The organism is Methylobacterium sp. D54C (assembly GCF_053345595.1).
The window spans coordinates 487,651-501,929 of the sequence record NZ_JBKFAK010000002.1; the positions used below are offsets into that span (position 1 = coordinate 487,651).

Genomic DNA, 14,279 nt, shown 5'->3' on the forward strand with positions numbered 1-14,279 from the left:
GAACCGCCCCTACTTGAAGCGGCCGGGCTGATTGACGGTCGGCTCGACCTGGAGCCCGGTCACGATCATCGTGCAGGGCTCGTCGCCCACCGTCCCGGACAGGTGGCCCTTCCGGCCGTCGCGCGCCTTCGTGTTCTGGTCCTCGCCCATCATCAGCTCGCCCGGGCCCATCTCGACCCGGTGGCCGTCCATCGTCTCGACGAACCAGCGGCCCGACAGGACGGCGATCCATTGCGGCCGCGGATTCTCGTGCCACTCGCCGACCCAGCCGACCGGCAGGACCGTGAAGGTCACGACCGACGGCGCCGGGTCCATCTTGTCGTTCCACTGCGGCGCGGTCTCGGGGTTGATCCCCTCGAACTTGAACCGCTCGAGGTGGAACAGCTCCTGGCGGCTCACACCCTCCGCATCGGTGTAGACGTGCCAGTACGGCATCTTCGGAGGGGTCGGCTCGCTCATCGTCGCTCCTGCCGCGGCGGGACACACCCTCCCACAACGGCCGGGCTTGGCGATGGTTCGCGGACACGAACACCGGAGGCAATCGCGCCCCAATCGCTCTTTGGTGGCGCTGAAGGCTCCAACTCGCGCCGTCCTTGCGAGCGCAGCGAGGCAACCCAGCCGGCGCCACACTCGGCGATCGCGCGCCGGCCCGGCTCGCCTCGCCGCGCTCGCGATGACGGCGCGACGCTCACATCTGCTCGGGGATCCGGTCGGTCTGCGCGAGGTTCGAGAACCGGGTGATGTTCGCGTCGAACTGCAGCTCCACGGTGCCGGTGGGGCCGTGACGCTGCTTGCCGAGGATCACCTCGGCCTTGCCGTGGACGCGCTGCATCTCGGCTTCCCAGGCGAAGAACTCCTCGGTCCCTTCGCGGGGCTTCTTGTTCCCGACGTAGTACTCCTCGCGGAACACGAACATGACGACGTCGGCGTCCTGCTCGATCGAGCCCGATTCGCGCAGGTCGGCGAGCTGCGGGCGCTTGTCGTCGCGGTTCTCCACCTGACGGGAGAGCTGCGACAGGCCGATGATCGGCACCGCCAGCTCCTTGGCGAGCGCCTTCATGCCCGTCGTGATCTCGGTCATCTCCTGCACGCGGTTGTCGCTGCGCTTGCCCGAGCCCGACAGCAGCTGGAGGTAGTCGACGATCAGCAGGTCGAGGCCCTTCTGGCGCTTCAGGCGCCGGGCTCGGGCAGCGAGCTGGGCGATCGAGATGCCGCCGCTCTGGTCGATGTAGAACGGGATCGTCTGCATGTCCCGGGCGGCGTCGGTGATCTTGTAGAAATCCTCGGGCCGGATGTCGCCGCGGCGGATCTTGTAGGAGGGCACGCCCGACTGCTCGGCGATGATGCGGGTGGCGAGCTGCTCGGCCGACATTTCCAGCGAGAAGAAGCCCACGATGCCGCCGTTCACGGTCCGGGTCGTGCCGTCCGGCTGCTTCTCGCCGCGATAGGCCTTGGCGATGTTGAAGGCGATGTTGGTCACCAGCGAGGTCTTGCCCATGGCCGGGCGCCCCGCGAGGATGATCAGATCGGAGGGCTGCAGGCCGCCCATCTTGGCGTCGAGGTCGGACAGACCCGTGGCGATGCCCGAGAGCTTGCCGTCGCGCTGGTAGGCCTTGGCGGCCATGTCGACCGCGGCGGTCAGCGCGTCCGAGAATTTCTGGAAGCCGCCGTCGTAGCGTCCGGCCTCGGCCAGCTCGTAGAGCCGGCGCTCGGTCTCCTCGATCTGGTCCCGGGGCGCCTGCTCCACCGGCGCCTCGTAGGCGCCGTTCACCAGATCCTCGCCGATGGTGATCAGCCGGCGGCGGATGGCGAGGTCGTAGATCGTGCGGCCGTACTCGCCGGCGTTGATCACCGTCGTCGCGTCGGCGGCGAGGCGCGCGAGGTACTGCATCACCGTCTGGCCGCCGAAATCGGCGTCGCCCAGATAGGTCTTCATGGTGATGGGCGTGGCGAGCTTGCCGGCCTTGATCAGGGAGGCCGCCACCGTGAAGATCTGCTGGTGGGCATCCTCCATGAAGTGCTCGGCCAGCAGGAAGTCCGACACCCGGTAATAGGCGTCGTTGTTCACCAGGATCGCGCCCAGCAGCGCCTGCTCCGCGTCGATGTTGTGCGGGGCGACGCGGTACTCGGCCTGGACCGCTTCGAGCTTGGCCGTGAGCGCATTGGGCAAGGCCATCGGCGGACGACTCCGTATCAGGCGCCGCGGCGGGCGCGCCAGGATCACACCGCACGACCTTGGCGCCGGTATGGTTACCGAAGCCTAGCCGACGGCCGGTTCTCCCGGGCCGGGGCGCGGAAAAGCGGACGCCCGCCGACTCTCGCGAGGGGCGGGCGTCCATGCTGGAACAAAACTGGAACGTGTCAAGTCTCGGGGACCATCATCCCCAGTGTTCACCGGTATACACGGCGGGGTCGGCCTCGCTGCCCGGCCACGCCGCCGCAGGCCCGATCGGCCGGTTGGCCGGCCGGTCAAGCCTGCAAACGGGGATCAGCCGCGGTCGTCGGCGCCCTCGCCGGCATCGGCCAGCGCCTGACCGACCTCGAGGCCGAGGTCGTCGAGGTTGAACGCCTCGCGCTCGGTCACCGACTCGCCGCGGGCCTGACGCTCGGCCTCCTCGGGGCTGCGGGCGACGTTGACGGTGATCTCCACCTCGACCTCGGGGTGCAGCACCACCGGGACCGTGTGAAGGCCCAGCGTCTTGATCGGCTGGTTCAGGGTGAACTGACCGCGATCGACCGTGAAGCCCTCCTTCGCGACGACCTCGGCGAGGTCGCGGGTCGAGACCGAGCCGTAGAGCACGCCGGTCTCGCCGGACTGACGGATGAGGACGAAGCTCTGGCCGTTCAGCTTCTCGGCGACGACCTCGGCGTCCTTCTTGCGGTCGAGGTTGCGGGCCTCGAGCTGGGCGCGCTGGGCCTCGAAGTGCTTCTTGTTGGCTTCCGTCGCGCGCAGGGCCTTGCCGCGGGCGAGCAGGAAGTTGCGGGCGAAGCCCGGACGGACATTCACGGTCTCGCCCATCTGGCCCAGCTTGGCCACGCGCTCGAGCAGGATCACTTCCATGGTCTTTCTCCTTCAGGTGTTCGGCCACGCGGGCCGGGGTCTCACGGCGCCGGATCGCCCTTGGGGCGTCGGCGGTCGAGGGCTGTGTCGGCGAGGCCGAACAGGGTCAGGGCGACCAGGGCGATGCCCTGGGTCACGAACAGGATCAGGTACATGCCGAACAGCATGAGCCCGCGCCCCGGCCGGCCGCGGGAGCGGTCGTGGAAGGCGGCGAGTCCCTGGAGGGCGAAGGCGGCGCTGAACGCGCCGAGCAGCGCGACCCCGAACACGCCGACATAGCCGGGCGCGAAGCACATCGCGACGGCCGCCGCGACCGCCACGAGCGTGCTGCGCGGCATGGCGGTCGAGGGGATGTCGGGCCAGGGCCGCGGCAGGCGGCCGGAGATCTTCACGATCCGGGCCGACGCCCAGAGATAGAAGGCCAGCAGCAGGGCGAGGCCGTTCGCCGCGAAGGCGGGCACGACGCGGGCGAGGGCGTCCGCCACCTCGGCCCGCGTGACGTCCGCCGGGTCGGCGTCGGCCTGCGGGGCCGGACCGGGCGCCGCCGCCCCGTCCTTGCCGGCCGCCTCGCCGCCGGTCGAGGGCGCCTCGGCGCGCTGGGCCTCGGCGCGCGGGGTCTCGGGGGACGGGCGGGCGGAGGGCAGCCGCGTCTGGACCAGGGTCTGGGCGAGCCCGCGCAGCTGCGCGTCGAAGGCGGCGTGGTTCGGCGACGACAGGACCGCGATGGCGATGAAGGCGAGGGCGGCCGTGGCGGCGATCCAGCCGAGCAGGCGGCCGGTCGGGTACCATTCGAGGCCGGCGGGCGTCTCGCGCCCGAGGAGCGCGAGGTAGGCGAGCCACCAGGCGGGCAGGGCGATGTAGGCCGCGAAGGCCAGTCCCAGGAAGGGCGCGATCACCAGGACCAGCGCGAGGCTGCCGGCGGCGGCCGCGGCGAGCGCGGCCTTGTGGCTCCACCCCAGACCGACGATCAGGATCGGCAGCGGCGCCACGAGGTAGAGCAGGATCGCGAGCGGCGTCGCCTTCAGCAGCACCCCGAACAGGAGTGCGGAGACGAGGCCCGCGCCGATACCGATGCCGATGTGCTGTGCCATGAATTCCGCTGTCCCGCTGCCGGTACGGCAGGGTTAGAGGCGGCTACGCGCCCCAACGATCGGGCGGCGCGAGCCGCCCTCTGGGAGGGCCGGCCCGGGCAGATGCCGGGCCGGCGGGTTCTGATGGCCTACTTGATCACGTAGGGCAGCAGGCCGAGGAAGCGGGCGCGCTTGATCGCCTGGGCGAGCTCGCGCTGCTTCTTGGCCGAGACCGCGGTGATCCGCGACGGCACGATCTTGCCGCGCTCGGACACGTAGCGGGACAGGAGCTTGACGTCCTTGTAGTCGATCTTCGGCGCGTTCGCGCCGGAGAACGGGCAGGTCTTGCGACGACGGAAGAAGGGACGGCGTCCGCCGCCCGCACCAGCACCGAATGCCATGGGTTAGCCCTCCCCGCCGAAGCTGCGCTCGCCGCGGTCACCGCGATCGCCGCGGTCACCACGGTCGCCGCCGAAGCCGCCACCGCCGAAGCCCTCGTCATCGCGACGACGGCCGCGCTCGCGATCCTTGCGGTCGTCGCGGTCGCGCTTCTGCATCATGGCGGACGGCTCGGAATCGAGCTCCTCGACCCGGATGGTCATGAAGCGCAGCACGTCCTCGGAGATCTGCATCTGGCGCTCCATCTCGGCGATGGCGGCCGGCGGGGCGTCGATGTTGAGGAGGGCGAAGTGCGCCTTGCGGTTCTTCTTGATCCGGTAGGCGAGGGACTTCACGCCCCACATCTCGATCTTCTCGAGACGGCCACCGTTCTGCTCGATCACACCCTTGTAGGTGTCGATCATCGTCTCGACCTGCTGGGACGTCACGTCCTGGCGGGCCAAGAGCACATGCTCGTAGAGAGGCATTGTCGGGCCTTTCATCGTCAAAAGGAGCCCGGCCGCCGGAAGGCGGCTGATTCGGGCCGGTTCATCTCGCGCTACGCTCGGCGCCAAGCCCTTCGAGCCGATTTTCAGGCCCGAGCGGTTGATCGAAGGCGGAGACACCGGACGACGGGATCTGGGAGAGCCCTGTGCCGCGAGCGGCACCGTCCGTTCAGCCCCCGGCCGGAGCGAACGCGAGGGGCGGCGCATAGTCGGTTTTTCGCGACCTGGCAAGGTCGCGGCGTGGGTCGCGGCGTGGGTCGCGGGCCCGAACTCCCCGCGGCCGCGGGGATCGGGCCGCGCGTCCCGTACCGGGCCCTGCCGGGACGGCCCCGCCTGTTGTGCGTAACACGCCCACGGGCGCGTGCCGCGCCGCGGCGCGACCCTGTCCGGCACCGCTCAAGCTTGCCGCTCGGGCGGTTCGATGACACAAGCGCGGCGCGGCTGGGGATCCCCGGCCGCACTGGTTTTCGGTAATCCTCCAGATCCGCGATGGCAGAGGCCCCAGCTTCCGGCCCGTCCGAGGTCGGTCCCGTGCTGATCACCGGCGCGAGCGGCTTCCTCGGCTCAGCCCTGGTCGACGTGTTCCGCCGGGCCGGCTTCCCGGTGCGCATCCTCGTGCGCGCGTCGAGCCCCCGCCGCAACCTCACCTGGACCGACGTGGAGATCGCCGAGGGCGACATGCGCGACCCGGCCGCCGTGGCGGCGGCGATGCGCGGCCAGCGCTACCTGATCCACGCCGCGGCCGACTACCGGCTCTGGGCGCCGGACATGGAGGAGATCGTCCGCACCAACCGCGACGGCACGCGCCTGATGATGCGCGCGGCGCTCGAGGCCGGCGTGGAGCGTGTCGTCTACACGTCGAGCGTCGCGACGATCAAACCGCCGGCCGACGGCGTCACGCCCTCCGACGAGACCATGCCGCTGACGCCCGAGACCGCGATCGGCGCCTACAAGCGCAGCAAGGTCGTGGCCGAGCGGGTGGTCGAGGAGATGGTCGCCCGGGACGGCCTGCGGGCGGTGATCGTCAACCCGTCGACGCCGATCGGCCCCCGCGACGTCAAGCCGACGCCGACCGGCCGGATCATCCAGGAGGCGGCGCTCGGCAAGATGCCGGCCTTCGTCGATACCGGGCTCAACCTCGCCCACGTGGACGACGTGGCCCAGGGGCACCTCCTGGCGCTGCGCAAGGGCCGCATCGGCGAGCGCTACATCCTCGGCGGCGAGGACGTGTTCCTCTCGCAGATGCTCGCCGACATCGCCGGCATGGTCGGGCGCAAGCCGCCGACCGTGAATCTGCCCCGGGCCGCCGTCTACCCGGTGGCGTTCTTCGCGCAGCTCGCCGCGCGGGTCACCGGCAGGCAGCCCTTCGCGACGATCGACGGGATCCGCATGTCGCGCTACCGGATGTTCTTCTCGGACAGGAAGGCGCGCGCCGAACTCGGCTACACGGCCCGGCCGTACCGCGAGGGCCTGTCGGACGCGATCACGTGGTTCCGGGAGGCGGGCTACCTCGCATGAGCACCCTCGATTCCGCCACCGCGACGCGCTCCGGCAAGGGGCACCGCGACGAGAACTTCCCCGTCGCCTCGCACCTGATCCATCCCCGCCACCGGGGCGCGATCCTGGCGTTCTACAACTTCGTCCGCGCCGGCGACGACGTGGCCGATCACGCCGCCCTGTCGCCCGAGCGCAAGATCGAGCTGCTCGATCGCCTCGCCGACGCGCTCACCGGCGCCGGGCCGTCCGATCCCGAGGCCGAGCCGCTGAAGCGCGAGCTCGCGGCCCGCGGCCTGCCGCCCCGGCACGCCCTGGAACTCCTCGACGCGTTCCGCATGGACGCGCGCAAGAACCGCTACGCGGACTGGGACGAGCTGATCCACTACTGCCGCTACTCGGCGATGCCGGTGGGCCGCTACGTCCTCGACGTGCACGGCGAAGACCCGGCCCGGGTCTACCGGGCGTCCGACGCCATCTGCGCGGCGCTCCAGGTGATCAACCACCTCCAGGATTGCGGCAAGGACTTCGCGGCGCTCGACCGGGTCTACCTCCCGCAGGATTCCCTCGACCGCCACGGTGCCACCGTGGGGATGCTCGGGGAGGAGAAGGCGCCGCCGCAGCTCCGGGCCGCGATCCGCGAACTGGCGCAGCGCTGCCTCGACCTCCTCGACGAGGGCGCGGTCCTGCCGGACCTGATCGACGACCTGCGCCTGTCTCTGGAGATCGCCGCCATCCACCGGCTCGCCGTCGTGCTGAGCCGGGGCCTGCTCGAGCGCGACCCGCTCTCGGAGAAAGTCCATCACGGCAAGGCCGCCTTCGCGCTGACGGCGCTGGGCGGCGTCGCCGCCACCCTGGCGCGCCGGCCCTTCCGCGGCCGGACCGTCCGGGCCGCGGCTCAGGGAATCCGCTCGTGACCGCCACCGCCACGCCCGCCCAGGACCACGCGAGCGCCGCCCCGGCGCTGCCCGCCGCCGGCTCCTCCTTCTACACGGCGATGCGCCTGCTGCCGAAGGAGCGGCGGGAGGCGATGTACGCCGTCTACGCCTTCTGCCGCGCCGTCGACGACGTCGCCGACGACGGCGGCACCCGGGCCGTCCGGCAGGTCGAGCTCGACCGCTGGCGGGCCGATATCGACGCGCTCTACGCCGGCCGCCCGGCCCCGCGGGTGCGCGACCTCGTGGAGCCCGTGCGCCGATTCGGCCTGAAGCGCGAGGATTTCCAGGCGGTCATCGACGGCATGGCGATGGACGCCGTCGAGGACATCGTCGCCCCCGACGCCGAGACCCTCGACCTCTACTGCGACCGGGTCGCCAGCGCGGTCGGCCGGCTGTCGGTGCGGATCTTCGGCATGCCGGAGGCGGACGGCATCCGGCTGGCGTGGCACCAGGGCCGCGCGCTCCAGCTCACCAACATCCTGCGCGACATCGACGAGGATGCCGAGCGCGGCCGCCTCTACCTGCCGCGCGAGAAGCTCCGGGCGATCGGCCTCACCGACCCGACGCCGGCCGAGGCGATCGGCCATCCCCGCATCGGCGAGGTCTGCATCTCCCTCGCCCGCGAGGCCGAGGACCATTACCAGGCGACCTGGGAGATCATCCGGCGCAGCCCCCGCAAGGCGACCAAGGCCGCCCGGCTGATGGCCGCCGCCTATCACCTCTACCTCAAGGCGGTCCTCGCGCGCGGCTGGGCGATGCCCCGCGCCCGGGTGAAGCCCGGCAAGCTCGCGCTGCTGGGCGTCGTCGTCCGGCACGGCCTGATCTGATGGGCACCGTCCACGTCGTCGGCGCCGGCCTCGCCGGCCTCGCCGCTTCCGTCGCGCTCGCCGAATCCGGCGCCCGGGTGGTCCTGCACGAGGCCGCCAAGCAGGCCGGCGGCCGCTGCCGCTCGTACTACGACCCGGCCCTCGGCCTGACCATCGACAACGGCAACCACCTGCTCCTGTCCGGCAACGCCGATTCCCTCGGGTTCCTCCGGACGATCGGTGCGCCGGCCGACGCCCTGGTGGGGCCGGACGTGGCGGAGTTCGACTTCGCCGACCTGAAGACCGGCGAGCGCTGGCGGCTGCGGCCCAACGCCGGGCGGCTGCCCTGGTGGGTCATGAGCCCGGCCCGCCGCGTCCCCGGCACCCGGGCCCGGGACTACCTCGCGCCCCTCGGGATCCTGCGCGCGGCCTCCGGCAAGGCGGAGGGCGCGGGCGGGACCATCGGCGCCCACATGGCCTGCGAGGGCACGCTCTACCGGCGCCTCTGGCACCCGGTGCTGCTCGCGGCCCTCAACACCGAGCCCCGCGACAGCGACGTCGGGCTGGCGGCGCGGATCCTGCGCGAGACCCTGGGGGCGGGCGGCAAGGCCTGCCGCCCGCTGGTGGCCGTCGAAGGGCTGTCCTACGCCTTCGTGGATCCGGCGATCCGCTACCTCACGAGCCGCGGCTGCGAGATCCGCCTCGGCCGTCGCCTGCGCGGCCTCGACCTCGCGGACGGCCGGGTCGGGCAGCTCGTGTTCTCGGACGGTCCCGAGAGCCTCGGCCCGGAGGACGGCGTCGTGCTGGCGCTTCCGCCGTGGGTCGCCCGGGAGGTGTTGCCCGGTCTCCTCGCACCGACGGAATTCCGCTCCATCGTGAACGCGCATTTCGCGCTGGTGCCGAAGCCCGGCAGCCCCCTCGTCCTCGGCGTGGTCAACAGCCTCACGGAGTGGCTTTTCGCCTATCCCGACCGGTATTCGGTCACGATCAGCGGTGCCGACCGGCTCCTCGACGTGCCCCGCGAAGACCTCGCGCGGCAGATCTGGGCCGAGATCGCACAGTTGTGCAACCTTGCACCGGACCTGCCCAGCTGGCAGATCGTAAAGGAGAAGCGTGCGACCTTTGCGGCGACGCCGGCGGAAGCCGCGCGGCGCCCGAAGGCCGAAACCGCCTACGACAATCTCGTCCTGGCAGGCGATTGGACCGCCACCGGCCTGCCGTCGACGATCGAGGGAGCGATCCGCTCTGGCCAGACGGCCGCACGTTCCTTGCGTGCGGGATCTGCCGCGCGTGCTGGAACCCAGGTGCGCGGCGCAGCTTGAGGCATGGCGTCCGCCGCGAGGCGGTCGTTCGAGGCGAGGACTATGAGAGAGGCCGTTAGCAAAGTCGAGGCGCTGCAGCGCTCGAAGACTCAGGGGATCTCGCTCGAGGACGTCGAGCGCGGCGTGGCGCAGGCGACGCGCGCGCTGACCGCCCTGGCGCACGACGACGGGCACATCTGCTTCGAGCTCGAGGCGGATGCCACGATCCCGTCCGAGTACATCCTGTTCCACCATTTCCGCGGCACGCGGGTCCCCGGCGACCTCGAGGCCAAGATCGGCAACTACCTCCGCCGCACCCAGGGGCGGCACGGCGGATGGGCCCTCGTCCACGAGGGGCCGTTCGACATGAGCTGCACGGTCAAGGCGTATTTCGCCCTCAAGATGATCGGCGACGACATCGAGGCGCCGCACATGCGCCGGGCGCGCGAGGGCATCCTGTCCCGCGGCGGCGCGGCCAACGCCAACGTGTTCACCCGCTTCATGCTGGCCCTCTACGGCGAGGTGCCGTGGCGCGCCGTGCCGGTGATGCCCGTCGAGGTGATGTTCCTGCCGAAGTGGTTCCCGTTCCACCTCGACAAGATCAGCTACTGGGCCCGCACCACCGTGGTGCCGCTGTTCGTGCTGCAGGCGACCAAGCCCCGGGCCCGCAACCCGCGCGGCATCAGCGTGCAGGAGCTGTTCGTCACCCCGCCGGAGAGCGTCCGCTCCTGGCCGGGCTCGCCCCACGCCACGTGGCCCTGGACGCCGATCTTCGGCTTCATCGACCGGGTGCTGCAGCGGGTCGAGAACCACCTGCCGCGCAAGAGCCGGCAGCGGGCCATGGAGATGGCCCGTGCCTGGGTGAGCGAGCGCCTCAACGGCGAGGACGGCCTGGGCGCCATCTTCCCCGCCATGGTCAACTCGGTGCTGATGTACGAGGTGATGGGCTACCGGCCCGATCACCCGCAGGTCCGCGTCGCCTGCGACGCCATCGAGAAGCTCGTCGTCGAGAAGGCCGACGAGGCCTACGTCCAGCCCTGCGTCTCACCGGTCTGGGACACGGCGCTCGCGAGCCACGCGCTGCTCGAGGCCGGCGGCCCCGAGGCCGAGGCCCAGGCCCGCGCCGGTCTGGACTGGCTGAAGCCTCGGCAGGTGCTCGACATCGTCGGCGACTGGGCGGCGCGCAAGCCGAAGGTCCGGCCGGGCGGCTGGGCGTTCCAGTACGCCAACGCGCATTATCCCGACCTCGACGACACCGCCGTGGTGGTGATGGCGATGGACCGGGCCATGCATCAGCACGGCCTCGTCGCCGGCATGCCGGACTACAAGGCCGCGATCGCCCGCGCCCGGGAATGGGTCGAGGGTCTGCAATCCGAGGACGGTGGCTGGGCGGCGTTCGACGCCGACAACAACCACATGTACCTCAACCACATCCCGTTCTCGGATCACGGCGCGCTGCTCGACCCGCCGACCGCGGACGTGACCGCCCGCGTGGTCGGGATGCTGTCCCAGCTCGGCGAGACCCGGGAGACCTCCCGCGCCCTCGACCGCGGCGTGAACTACCTCCTGAACGATCAGGAGGAGGACGGCTCGTGGTACGGCCGCTGGGGCATGAACTTCATCTACGGCACGTGGTCGGTGCTCTGCGCCCTCAACGCCGCCGGGGTCGACTCCGCCGACCCGCGCATCCAGAAGGCCGTGTCCTGGCTGATCCGGATCCAGAACCCGGATGGCGGCTGGGGCGAGGACGCCTCCTCGTACAAGATCGACCCGGCCTTCGAGCCCGGCTCGTCCACCGCCTCGCAGACCGCCTGGGCGCTCCTCGCCCTGATGGCGGCCGGCGCGGTCGACGACCCGGCCGTGACCCGGGGCATCAACTTCCTGACCCGCACGCAGGGCGCGGACGGGTTCTGGAAGGAGGAGCGCTACACCGCCACGGGCTTCCCGCGGGTCTTCTACCTGCGGTACCATGGTTACCCGAAGTTCTTCCCGCTCTGGGCGATGGCGCGCTTCCGCAACCTCAAGCGTGGCAACAGCCGGCGCGTCCAGTTCGGCATGTGACGTCCGCCGAAGTCCTGGACCCGGCCCGGCGGGCCGGCTCCGCTCCGCCGGATCGCGGCGCGCTCGACCGTCCCGACAGCCGATCCGCGAGCCCCGGTACGAGACACGTGGCCTCCTCAGACAGCGATCCCGCGGGACCGGACGAACCGCCCCCCGCGCCGGATCCGGCCCGGACCCCGCCTCGGCGCTCGCGCCTTCTTGCGGATCTCGCCGGACTCGTCCACGAGCGCGCCATGATCGATCCCGCCGCACCCGTCCTGGCCGTCACCGGCCTCGCCCGCGAGCGCCGCATGGCGGCGGGGGAGGGGGTCGAGGCCGTAGGAGCCGGCGGCAATCCCCAGCGGCTCCGCCAGCTCCTGGAGGCCCGCGGCCAGCCCGGCTGCCGGGCTGTGATCAGCTTCGGCATCGCGGGCGGCCTCGATCCCTCGCTCCGGCCCGGCGACGTCGTGGTGGGCACCGGCGTGGTGAGCGAGGAGGGGCGGCGCGCCGCCGATCTCGACCTGTCGGCCACGCTGCTCAACCTCCTGTCCGGCGTCGGGCCGCGGGTGATCCCGGCGGATCTGGCTGGCGTCGACACGGCGGTTCTCGCCGTCGACGGCAAGACCGACCTGCGGACCACCACCGGCGCCGCGGCCGTCGACATGGAATCGCACGTGGCCGCGTCCTTCGCGGGCCGGCACGGGCTGCCCTTCGCGGCCGTGCGCGTAATCTGCGACCCGGCCGACCAGGCCCTGCCGGCCTTCGCGGCCTCGGCCCTCACGCCGGACGGCGAGCCCGACATCGCCGCGGTGTTCTTCGCCTTCGCGCGCGGCCGGGCACGCCTGGGAGACCTGATGCGCCTCGCCCGGGACTCGAACGCCGCCTTCGCGGCGCTGGGACGGTGCCGGACGCGGCTCGGGCCTGGACTGGGCATACCGGTCCCAGGGCGCTGAGGCGCCCAGACGCTCAGTCGCGGTGAAGGGGCCACGAAAAAGCGCCGGCCTGTTCGGCCAGCGCGAGTCGGAGGTCACCACGAGACGGCGCGGGGCGGACCCCGCGCCGGGAGAAACCGGCCTCAGCCGGCCTTCTTGTTGAGCGAGACCGCCACGAACCGGGTCTGGCCCTTGCCGCTCTTCACCCGCATCAGCACGGCCTTGCGCCCGCTCGACTCGGCCGCCCGGATCTGCGTCGCCACGTCCGACGGACGGGCCACGCTCTGGCCGCCGACGTCGAGGATCACGTCGCCCGCCTCGATACCCTTGGCGGCCGCCGGGCCGTCGGGATCGACCTGGACCACCGCGACGCCCTGATCCGACAGGCCGACATCGCCGGCCGGGGCGAGCTGCAGGCCGAGCCGCGGCTGGCCGTTGCCCGAGTCGTCGTCACGGCTCGCCATCTTGGTGCCGTCGGTCGGCATCGTGCCCAGCGTCACCGTGGCGGTGTCGGTCTTGCCGCCGCGCAGGTAGCTCAATTCGACCTTGGCGCCCGGCTTCAGGCCGGCGATCTTGCGCGACAGTTCGCGGGCGCTGTCCACCGTGTCGCCGTTGACCTTCTCGATCACGTCGCCCGCCTTCAGGCCGGCCTTGGCCGCCGGGGTACCGTTCTCGGCGTGGTCGACCAGGGCGCCCTTGGCCTTGTCGAGGCCCAGGCCCTCGGCGATGTCCTGCGTCACGGGCTGGATCTGGACGCCCAGGTAGCCGCGGGCGACCTTGCCGTCGGTCCGGAGCTGGTCGACCACCGCCTGAACGGTCTCGGCGGGGATCGCGAAGGCGAGGCCGACGCTGCCGCCCGACGGGGACGCGATGGCGGTGTTCATGCCGACCACCTCGCCGTTGACGTTGAAGGTCGGGCCGCCCGAGTTGCCCTTGTTGATGGGCGCGTCGATCTGCAGGAAGTCGTCGTAGGGGCCGGCGCCGATGTCGCGGCCGCGGGCCGAGACAATGCCGGCGGTCACGGTTCCGCCGAGGCCGAACGGGTTACCGATCGCCACCACCCAGTCGCCGACCTGCGGCGCGGCCTTGCCGAACTGGACGTACGGGAAGTTCGAGCCCTCGGTGATCTTCAGCAGGGCGACGTCCGTCTTGGAATCCTTGCCGATGACCTTCGCGTCGAGAGTGCGCCCGTCGTCCAGCGTCACCTGCACGGTCTTGGCGTGGTCGACCACGTGGTTGTTGGTGACCACGTAGCCGTCGGCCGAGATGATGAAGCCGGATCCCACCGCGCCGCGCGGGCCCTGATGCTGGGGCTGCATCCCGCCGGGACCGTTCTGGCCGAAGCGCTTGAAGAACTCGCGCAACTGCGGCGGCACGTTCTGGAGGTTGCGCCCCTGGCTCGGGCCATCGTCGTCGTCGCTGCTCGCCGAGTCGTCGAGCTTCACCTTCACCGAGACCACGCCCGGCTTCACCTTGTTGACGATGCCGGCGAACGAGCCCGGCGGGTGCTCGGGCGCCTCGATCGGCGACTTGGGCAGAGCCTGCGCGTAGGCCGGGGTCGCGGCCGGCAGATAGCCGCTGCCGATGGCACCGCCGGCAATCAGCGCTGCGGCCGCTACGGAGGCGAGGGCGCGGCGCGAGGTGCGGCCAGTGGGACGGGTCTCGGTCATGGGGGGTCTCAACCTCTCGGGACTGATCGGGACGACGCCGGCGGTCGCGGCCGTCGATGGGATCTGTCTAAGGCGCGGCGCCT

The 14,279-nt window shown here is 71.6% G+C and carries 13 protein-coding genes; 6 read left to right on the forward strand and 7 right to left on the reverse strand.

Going from position 1 to position 14,279, the window contains the following annotated elements; all coding sequences use genetic code 11:
- Positions 1 to 9 precede the first annotated feature (9 nt).
- The 6 genes from ACLBYB_RS07720 to rpsF all read right to left on the reverse strand — a co-directional run bounded on the left by ACLBYB_RS07720 (position 10) and on the right by rpsF (position 4,997).
- Positions 10 to 459: a cupin domain-containing protein gene (locus tag ACLBYB_RS07720; protein ID WP_020090636.1), complete on the reverse strand. Its 450-nt coding sequence runs from the start codon at positions 457 to 459 to the stop codon at positions 10 to 12.
- Between the two features lie 229 nt (positions 460 to 688).
- On the reverse strand, positions 689 to 2,176 hold the full coding sequence (locus ACLBYB_RS07725; protein ID WP_020090635.1) for a replicative DNA helicase: 1,488 nt from the start codon (positions 2,174 to 2,176) through the stop codon (positions 689 to 691).
- 312 nt (positions 2,177 to 2,488) lie between these two features.
- A complete protein-coding gene (gene rplI / locus ACLBYB_RS07730; RefSeq protein WP_020090634.1) occupies positions 2,489 to 3,061 on the reverse strand; it encodes a 50S ribosomal protein L9 in 573 nt (190 codons plus the stop codon).
- Positions 3,062 to 3,102: 41 nt separating this feature from the next.
- Positions 3,103 to 4,152: a hypothetical protein gene (locus ACLBYB_RS07735; protein WP_447698411.1), complete on the reverse strand. Its 1,050-nt coding sequence runs from the start codon at positions 4,150 to 4,152 to the stop codon at positions 3,103 to 3,105.
- A 128-nt stretch (positions 4,153 to 4,280) separates the two neighbouring features.
- Positions 4,281 to 4,532 carry a 30S ribosomal protein S18 gene (gene rpsR, locus ACLBYB_RS07740; protein ID WP_007561044.1) on the reverse strand — a complete coding sequence of 84 codons (252 nt, stop codon included), beginning with the start codon at positions 4,530 to 4,532 and terminating at the stop codon, positions 4,281 to 4,283.
- A 3-nt stretch (positions 4,533 to 4,535) separates the two neighbouring features.
- Positions 4,536 to 4,997 (reverse strand): 30S ribosomal protein S6, encoded by a 462-nt coding sequence (rpsF, locus tag ACLBYB_RS07745; protein WP_020090632.1) that lies wholly within the window; start codon positions 4,995 to 4,997, stop codon positions 4,536 to 4,538.
- A 507-nt stretch (positions 4,998 to 5,504) separates the two neighbouring features.
- Between rpsF and hpnA the strand changes: the two genes are divergently transcribed.
- The 6 genes from hpnA to ACLBYB_RS07775 all read left to right on the forward strand — a co-directional run bounded on the left by hpnA (position 5,505) and on the right by ACLBYB_RS07775 (position 12,547).
- Entirely contained in the window at positions 5,505 to 6,533 is a 1,029-nt protein-coding gene (gene hpnA / locus ACLBYB_RS07750; RefSeq protein WP_026604540.1) for a hopanoid-associated sugar epimerase, read from the forward strand.
- Positions 6,530 to 7,426: a squalene synthase HpnC gene (gene hpnC, locus ACLBYB_RS07755; protein ID WP_447698412.1), complete on the forward strand. Its 897-nt coding sequence runs from the start codon at positions 6,530 to 6,532 to the stop codon at positions 7,424 to 7,426. Before hpnA ends, hpnC begins: the two co-directional genes overlap by 4 nt.
- Positions 7,423 to 8,274, forward strand: a complete 852-nt coding sequence (hpnD, locus tag ACLBYB_RS07760; protein ID WP_020090629.1) for a presqualene diphosphate synthase HpnD — start codon at positions 7,423 to 7,425, stop codon at positions 8,272 to 8,274. Before hpnC ends, hpnD begins: the two co-directional genes overlap by 4 nt.
- Positions 8,274 to 9,575 carry a hydroxysqualene dehydroxylase HpnE gene (gene hpnE, locus ACLBYB_RS07765; protein WP_447698413.1) on the forward strand — a complete coding sequence of 434 codons (1,302 nt, stop codon included), beginning with the start codon at positions 8,274 to 8,276 and terminating at the stop codon, positions 9,573 to 9,575. Before hpnD ends, hpnE begins: the two co-directional genes overlap by 1 nt.
- A gap of 42 nt (positions 9,576 to 9,617) precedes the next feature.
- On the forward strand, positions 9,618 to 11,615 hold the full coding sequence (gene shc / locus ACLBYB_RS07770) for a squalene--hopene cyclase (RefSeq protein WP_020090627.1): 1,998 nt from the start codon (positions 9,618 to 9,620) through the stop codon (positions 11,613 to 11,615).
- Between the two features lie 233 nt (positions 11,616 to 11,848).
- Positions 11,849 to 12,547: a phosphorylase gene (locus ACLBYB_RS07775; RefSeq protein WP_447698414.1), complete on the forward strand. Its 699-nt coding sequence runs from the start codon at positions 11,849 to 11,851 to the stop codon at positions 12,545 to 12,547.
- Between the two features lie 122 nt (positions 12,548 to 12,669).
- On the opposite strand, the gene ACLBYB_RS07780 is transcribed toward ACLBYB_RS07775, so the two are convergent.
- Positions 12,670 to 14,196 carry a Do family serine endopeptidase gene (locus tag ACLBYB_RS07780; RefSeq protein WP_020090625.1) on the reverse strand — a complete coding sequence of 509 codons (1,527 nt, stop codon included), beginning with the start codon at positions 14,194 to 14,196 and terminating at the stop codon, positions 12,670 to 12,672.
- Positions 14,197 to 14,279: the final 83 nt, after the last annotated feature.

Bases quoted from the DNA above. Each gene is read 5' to 3' on its own strand.
- ACLBYB_RS07720 (WP_020090636.1), bottom strand. From the start codon at position 459: ATGAGCGAGCCGACCCCTCCGAAGATGCCGTACTGGCACGTCTACACC.
- ACLBYB_RS07725 (WP_020090635.1), bottom strand. From the start codon at position 2,176: ATGGCCTTGCCCAATGCGCTCACGGCCAAGCTCGAAGCGGTCCAGGCC.
- rplI (WP_020090634.1), bottom strand. From the start codon at position 3,061: ATGGAAGTGATCCTGCTCGAGCGCGTGGCCAAGCTGGGCCAGATGGGC.
- ACLBYB_RS07735 (WP_447698411.1), bottom strand. From the start codon at position 4,152: ATGGCACAGCACATCGGCATCGGTATCGGCGCGGGCCTCGTCTCCGCA.
- rpsR (WP_007561044.1), bottom strand. From the start codon at position 4,532: ATGGCATTCGGTGCTGGTGCGGGCGGCGGACGCCGTCCCTTCTTCCGT.
- rpsF (WP_020090632.1), bottom strand. From the start codon at position 4,997: ATGCCTCTCTACGAGCATGTGCTCTTGGCCCGCCAGGACGTGACGTCC.
- hpnA (WP_026604540.1), top strand. From the start codon at position 5,505: ATGGCAGAGGCCCCAGCTTCCGGCCCGTCCGAGGTCGGTCCCGTGCTG.
- hpnC (WP_447698412.1), top strand. From the start codon at position 6,530: ATGAGCACCCTCGATTCCGCCACCGCGACGCGCTCCGGCAAGGGGCAC.
- hpnE (WP_447698413.1), top strand. From the start codon at position 8,274: ATGGGCACCGTCCACGTCGTCGGCGCCGGCCTCGCCGGCCTCGCCGCT.
- shc (WP_020090627.1), top strand. From the start codon at position 9,618: ATGAGAGAGGCCGTTAGCAAAGTCGAGGCGCTGCAGCGCTCGAAGACT.
- ACLBYB_RS07775 (WP_447698414.1), top strand. From the start codon at position 11,849: ATGATCGATCCCGCCGCACCCGTCCTGGCCGTCACCGGCCTCGCCCGC.
- ACLBYB_RS07780 (WP_020090625.1), bottom strand. From the start codon at position 14,196: ATGACCGAGACCCGTCCCACTGGCCGCACCTCGCGCCGCGCCCTCGCC.